This is a genomic window from Colwellia aquaemaris (assembly GCF_057548755.1).
Genome location: NZ_BAAJLV010000003.1, coordinates 518,569 through 524,845 on the forward strand (window position 1 = coordinate 518,569; position 6,277 = coordinate 524,845).

At 34.7% G+C, this 6,277-nt stretch carries 6 protein-coding genes and 1 tRNA gene; 5 read left to right on the plus strand and 2 right to left on the minus strand.

What is annotated here, in order from left to right:
• Positions 1 to 2: 2 nt before the first annotated feature.
• Positions 3 to 743 carry an ABC transporter permease gene (locus AC27HL_RS11875; protein ID WP_487081206.1) on the minus strand — a complete coding sequence of 247 codons (741 nt, stop codon included), beginning with the start codon at positions 741 to 743 and terminating at the stop codon, positions 3 to 5.
• 89 nt (positions 744 to 832) lie between these two features.
• Positions 833 to 2,284 carry an MATE family efflux transporter gene (locus AC27HL_RS11880; RefSeq protein ID WP_487081207.1) on the minus strand — a complete coding sequence of 484 codons (1,452 nt, stop codon included), beginning with the start codon at positions 2,282 to 2,284 and terminating at the stop codon, positions 833 to 835.
• A gap of 273 nt (positions 2,285 to 2,557) precedes the next feature.
• Here AC27HL_RS11880 and AC27HL_RS11885 point away from each other — a divergent pair.
• The 5 genes from AC27HL_RS11885 to AC27HL_RS11905 all read left to right on the plus strand — a co-directional run bounded on the left by AC27HL_RS11885 (position 2,558) and on the right by AC27HL_RS11905 (position 6,158).
• Positions 2,558 to 2,648 (plus strand) — tRNA-Ser (locus tag AC27HL_RS11885).
• Between the two features lie 645 nt (positions 2,649 to 3,293).
• Complete coding sequence (locus tag AC27HL_RS11890; protein WP_487081208.1) at positions 3,294 to 3,737, plus strand: hypothetical protein; 444 nt, start codon at positions 3,294 to 3,296, stop codon at positions 3,735 to 3,737.
• 361 nt (positions 3,738 to 4,098) lie between these two features.
• Positions 4,099 to 4,617: a DIP1984 family protein gene (locus AC27HL_RS11895; protein WP_487081209.1), complete on the plus strand. Its 519-nt coding sequence runs from the start codon at positions 4,099 to 4,101 to the stop codon at positions 4,615 to 4,617.
• Positions 4,618 to 4,933: 316 nt separating this feature from the next.
• A complete protein-coding gene (locus AC27HL_RS11900; RefSeq protein WP_487081210.1) occupies positions 4,934 to 5,230 on the plus strand; it encodes a hypothetical protein in 297 nt (98 codons plus the stop codon).
• A 496-nt stretch (positions 5,231 to 5,726) separates the two neighbouring features.
• A complete protein-coding gene (locus AC27HL_RS11905) occupies positions 5,727 to 6,158 on the plus strand; it encodes a hypothetical protein (protein ID WP_487081211.1) in 432 nt (143 codons plus the stop codon).
• The last annotated feature ends 119 nt before the right edge of the window (positions 6,159 to 6,277 follow it).

A 6,277-nucleotide genomic window follows, 5' to 3' on the forward strand; every position in this document is an offset into this window, starting at 1 on the left:
TGCTAAACTTTAGCTTTATGCTGTAATGCAATAATATTTATTATAGTTTTTTTTGATAATAATAAAAATATAACCGCTGAAAGTATCGCAGAGGCAAAAATCATACACATCACAATAATTTGGTAACGAGCAGCAATTAATGGGGAAACCCCCGAAAGTATTTGACCTGTCATCATCCCTGGTAACGAGACTAAACCTACGGCAAATAATGAGTTTATCACCGGAATAGTTGCTGCATTTAAGGCGTGTTTGCGCGCAAGAGAAAACTCAGTATTGTTATCAACTTCTGAAAATAACCTTTCGGCACATAAGCTAATACTATTCATGGCATTGGCAAAGATCATTCCTGCAAGTGGAATGATCACTTGTGGTTGATACCAAGGTGATATTGACAATGCTCCTTGGCTGATTACCAATAATGTGAGGCCGCCCCCGAGTAATATCGCGCAAAAACCATGCTTAAATAACAGTAACCGATATTGTTTACGTGTTCGCAATGCAATCCAACATGAAATACTGACCATAGCGAAGAGAATACTGGTGATAAGCCATGGGTTGTCTGAATAGAAAATATAACTAAGCACGTAACCAATTAGTAACAACTGGATCAGCATACGTGCAAGGGCATAACTGGCTTGTTTTACATCTAGCGACCAAATAAATAGAAAGGTTACTGCCATAATCACAGGAATAAAGGCAATTGATAAATCAAGCAAACTGATTGTTTGTATAGTATTACTCATGAATAAATAAACAGGCGTTATTAGAACAAATAATATTATCAAACATTTTTATTAGTGCGTATATGACTTTATTGCGCTAAAAACGTGTATTATTTTTTGTTGTATTGACTGCTTTGAGTGAATATTTCCTGACAATCATTGGCCTCTTGACAGTCAATCCGTTCATTAATGCTTGGGTCATGAATGGGTACTTCTTCAGCGTAAACACCTTTTGTTCGCCATTGGTTAGTATGCCAACGCCTTATTGCAATAAAACCGCGAATACACTCGTCAAAGCTAGTTGCCAACCATATACCAACTAGGCCAAAAGCAAAATGCAACCCTAATAGCCATGCTAATGGCAGGGCAATAAACCACATTACAATAAAGCCAGCGGTTGAAACGTATTTGGCATCGCCCGATGCTCGCAATGATGCACCAACAATCAAGTTAAAGCTGCGGCCAAACTCGCCAAAAATAGCAACAAATAGAATTAATCGGCCTAATGCCCAAATATCAGTGTTTTGCGTAAAAATGGCAAATAGTTGGTCAGAAATAGCTAACATTGTGAAAACAAAAAACATTGCCCCAACAAGACCAAGCTTTAGTCCCGACATTAGTTGTGCGTGTGCATCATCAAAACGTTTTGCACCTATGTAATGTGCAACTTTAATTTGTACCCCTGAGCTAATTGCAAAACCATATAAAATAGCGGTAAATAATAAATTAAAACTATATATACGAGTAGCTAATGCAAGTTCCCCCATGGTGACTATCATTGCTGTCATTAATATTTGTGTAAACTGCCACGACATAGGCTCTAACACGGAAGGCATAGCAATTTTTAATATCGGTGAGCTGTTTTTCTTAAATAATGACCAATTAGTCGGTAGGGCGATTTTAATTTTTAAATGTTTAGTAATAATTATTAAAGTAAAGCACAGACTAACGAGCCAAGCGGTAACCGATGCATAAGCGACACCTTGTAAGCCCAAAGCCGGAAAACCAAACTTGCCATCAATTAATAAATAGTTAAATAAAATATTAACTATGGTCATTACCAACGTAGACCACATATTCCAATTAGTTTTGCCTTGAGAGGTTAATACTGCAGCAGCGGCAAAACGAATGGCTAATATCCAAGTGCCCATGCCAATAGTAGTTAAATAAACGCTGGCCATGTCTGCCATGTCGTATTCTAACCCCAGCCATTGGGCAAAAAGTGGCGCTAATAAAACCATTGTTATTGTTAGTACAATGCCACTGAAAAATAAAATAATAAATAGCACACCATAAGTTGCTGCCAGCTTGCTGATGTCACCAGCACCAATGCGTTGAGATGCAACACTACTACCACCTTGATGTAAGGTGCTATAGAGTGCAAATGCTATCCCTAAAATAGGCATTATTGCGCCAACAGATGCAGCAGCGGAATCAGAAATACGACTTAAAAACCAAGCATCAGTTACATTAATCATAAAAATGAAAAACAGATCGATGAAAATAGGCCAGGTTAAGCTGAAAAGGCTTCGGTTAGCGACTGATTGGCTAGAATTTGGCACAAAAATTCCTTTGAAAATGACAATGCCACATTATAACAGCTAGTTGACTTCTTGTGGCTGCATACGAATGTTTCAATTTGTAGTTCAGTATTGATAGCATCGAAAATAAATAAACAGTGAATGGCTAGCAAAAAAACGATATTTGACGGATTATTCAACACTTAATCAAAAAAATGAAATAAAATGCTAAATTAGCGAAAATAGCACTTTACAAACTGACAAACAGTATTTAATATTCGCCTCGTTCTGAAGCAGCAATGCTTTAAACATTCAGGTGAGATGGCTGAGTGGTCGAAAGCACCGGTCTTGAAAACCGGCAAGGGTTTGTAGCCCTTCTAGAGTTCAAATCTCTATCTCACCGCCATATTAAGAAAAGCCCGTTACGAAAGTGACGGGCTTTTTGCTATTTGAAATACAAAAAAATTTAAGTTTGCAATACATTAGCTATTGGTTGAGATCAAACCTCTTTTTCTCCGCCATATTAAAAGAAACGCTAATCGAAAGGTTAACGGTTTTTTACTTTTCAAAAGCATAAAATTCAAATCTTGGGTTTGTAGCGCTATTCCATTTTTAGATCACCATCATATATAGATAAGCCAGTTAGAAAAGTGAAGGGATTTCTGCTTTCTAGCTTTCAAACACGAAACAAAGTTATGATTTTTAGCGGAGTTTCACAAATTGCTTTACATCACTAATCTCATCGCGATATTAAAATGAATTCTCTAGCCTAATTGTTAGCGTTTTATATTTTCCAGAGCATAAAAATATAAACTGTGGCTCAGATGTTTATACATCATTAAAGTTGAATTTTAGTGGTTTATCGTGATGGTTTTTGAGATGCCATATTGGTGTTAGTTAAGCTCATGTATTAATAGCTAACTTATTAACATATTAAAAAGCTTAAGTTTTTGTTTTAAATAGTTGTTGATAGTGGTTAAATAAACATCAATAAAATTTGTGTATTATCAATTTAATAATAAAAACGCGTACTTTTTGTAGGGGAAGTTGAATGGGTAAAGTTAATAATGATGTAATAATAGATAACGAAAATTTATTTAGAACTTTGTTTTGCGCACCGATAACCATTTTATTAGTGTTATTCGCCGAAAGCTTTTTAATGTCGTCAGGGCTACTTTTATTTAAAGTAATCTATGTATTAATGGCATTGTTTTTTTTCATTAGTACACTAGCTTACGGTGCATATTATACAAATGAACTCAGTGCAGGCGAGACTGAAAGTTTTCTTAAAAATAAAAATTTATCGAAAGCTGTAATGAATACACCGTTAGCTGTTTTGTTTAGTTATTTTTCGATGAGCTCAATAATGTCATCTGCGCATGCTGTTTTTAGCGTTACGTTCATATTACTAGCATTGTACTTCACACTTTGTGCGCTTGGTTATGCCGCTTTTTATACTAATGACCGAGATAACGTAACTTCAGTAAAGGCGTAAAAGTTTAATTAATTTAAATTTGTCTTTCTGCTCTTCTTTTAATCGGTGTATTTTTAAATTTAAATGCACCGATATTTCATACCTGTGTTTATGACGGACATTGGGTTTATTGCATAGCGTTTACTTAATTTTTCTTTGATGTATACGTAGGTACTAGCAAAGATAAAATATCTTTTTTTTGTAAAATGCAGCTGTATTTATATACAGGCAAGTTTATTTCCTTCTTTCTACAAAAGAAAGTGTGCAATTTTCCTACTTTCACGCATGCAAGGTCTGATTTTTATGTTTAGTTATTGATTCTTTTGTAGAAAAGAATTAGCGTAAGTGTATATTTTAACAAGGTGAATTTTTAGGGGCTTGCATGAAAGTGAGAAATTTTCCTACTAATAAGCTGTTAGAATTTTTCAAAGTCAGAGTATATAAAATGAAGTTAGCAGAAGCTTTAAATCGAAGAGCAGAAATCAGTCAAAAATTACAAGAGTTAAGAGAAAGAACTGTTCGTAATGTTTTAGTTCAAGAAGGAGAACAGCCTTCTGAAAACCCTTCGGAACTATTGAAATTACAAGAAACTCTTTTCTTAGAGTTTGAAAATTTAGTTGCTTCTATAAATCGAACAAATAACCAAATATCTTTAAGCGATGGGAATTTAATGGTCTTAGCTTTATCGCAAAGAGAATCGCTAAAGTTAAAACATAGTTTGTATAAATCAATTGCTTCAGAAGCTACGCCGAAAATTTCTCGTTATAGCAAAACAGAAATAAAATCTATAAGTGTTGTTAACGTAAGTGAAATTCAACAATCAGCTGATTTATATGCGCAACAATTACGTGAATTGGATGGTAAAATACAGCAAGCTAACTGGAGTAATGAGTTAGTCTAAAGTGTTCGGTAACAATATGATAAATGTGAGTACAACCCGTCAACTGGGCAAGTTGAAACTTTAAGGAGTAATTATTTACTCTAGGGCAGCAGGTTGCCCTAAAAAATTTAAAGATATACCTGTGTATCGTTACATGTGTACTTTTATCTTTTAAAACTTAGAACCATGTACTGGTTATCATATTGTGAGGGTGGGATCGGGGAACAAAATTCTAACAAGGCGCTCAAAAGGACAAAAAACAGTTGGCTTTTGCTCCTTCGTCGCTAATTTTAGCCAACAGTTTTTTGCCTCTTAGCGAGGCGTTAGGTAACTGAGTATGGGAACTGAGATTATCGTTTTATCTTATTTAACAACTCCAATTATTTTTATTATATCTTTTGGAATGTTATTTAAAACAAGGTTTCCAAACCCCAAAGCGGTAATTTTGTTATCTGTAAACACACTCTTTATCGGCTATTTTTTAATTGAAGGTATTTTTAGTGGTTATTTGCTTCAAGCATTTTTAGTAGGTGGCTTCTTACTAATACCTTTTCAAATCATTAGTCTTCTATTAGCTTATGTATTTGGTAAAAAGCTACAAAGTCGCATGGTAAAAAATAGCAACGTTACCTAACAAGGCATTAAAGCAGGAAAATTAACAGTTGGCTGTTTTCACTGCGTTCAACATTTTAGCCAACTATAAATTTCCTCTTAATGAGGCGTTATGTGTTCTTCTGAATTCATTGTTGGTAACTTCGTTTAAGTAGCTAATTTTTGTTTCATCAAAGAATTTAGTTAAGTTTTAAAATGTGGTGTTGTTTAAATAATTTGTTTTAAGTAACATCAAGTTAGGTTGTACTTAAAAGGTATTTTTCATTCAGGTTAATGGATTAACGTCACATTTCTTTTTCCATTAGCCAGTTAACCTTTCAAGTATATTTTTAAATTTAAACTATGTGGTTTAATCAAGTGCTCAGGTGTTGGCGGCAGTGCCGCGATAGTTGGGCTAACCACATAACAAGGCGCTCAATAGGACGTTTAAAGTTTGGCTCGTTTCGCTGCGCTCACAATTTTAGCCAAACTATAAACGCCCGTTAGCTTGGCGTTAGGTATTTAGTTCAAGGATCGGCATGTATCTTAAATCTAGTCTAATCATTACCACTATAATGCTCCTTATTTCATGCGGAGATGCTTCAAAAAATGAAGGAATGGATGAGACCTATGGAACATTAAGAATTCCAGTTTTAGCCGAATGCCCAGTCAACTTAAAAGAACTAGAAATCCCTCAAATTAATAGGGTTGAGCTTGTAAGGTTTGATATGAATATTTCTGGAAGTAATGTTAATTCATATCTTCATATAGAGCATACGGGGTTACCTTCTGTTGTTTTAACTAAAGTGCACATTAACTTAAAAAGTTGTCTTCCAAATACACTTGTTAAATACGATAACTCAGAGATGCTAGCTCAAGACTTAGATAATTATAAATCAGTGTCATTAACTAATTCTGTTTATATAAAAGCAGACAAGGGTAAATTTGAGGTCCGTTATCAAAAAAGGTAACGTGTTCAAGTAAATACCTAACAAGCTGTTAAAGCGGGACAAATTACAGTTGGCTGGTTCCGCTCCGCTACACATTTTAGCCAACTACAATTTGCCCCTTAACAGGGCGTTATATGCTT

Excerpts from the sequence above, each read along its gene's own strand:
- AC27HL_RS11875 (WP_487081206.1), bottom strand. The coding sequence starts at position 743 with ATGAGTAATACTATACAAACAATCAGTTTGCTTGATTTATCAATTGCC.
- AC27HL_RS11895 (WP_487081209.1), top strand. The coding sequence starts at position 4,099 with ATGAAAGTGAGAAATTTTCCTACTAATAAGCTGTTAGAATTTTTCAAA.
- AC27HL_RS11890 (WP_487081208.1), top strand. The coding sequence starts at position 3,294 with ATGGGTAAAGTTAATAATGATGTAATAATAGATAACGAAAATTTATTT.
- AC27HL_RS11900 (WP_487081210.1), top strand. The coding sequence starts at position 4,934 with ATGGGAACTGAGATTATCGTTTTATCTTATTTAACAACTCCAATTATT.
- AC27HL_RS11905 (WP_487081211.1), top strand. The coding sequence starts at position 5,727 with ATGTATCTTAAATCTAGTCTAATCATTACCACTATAATGCTCCTTATT.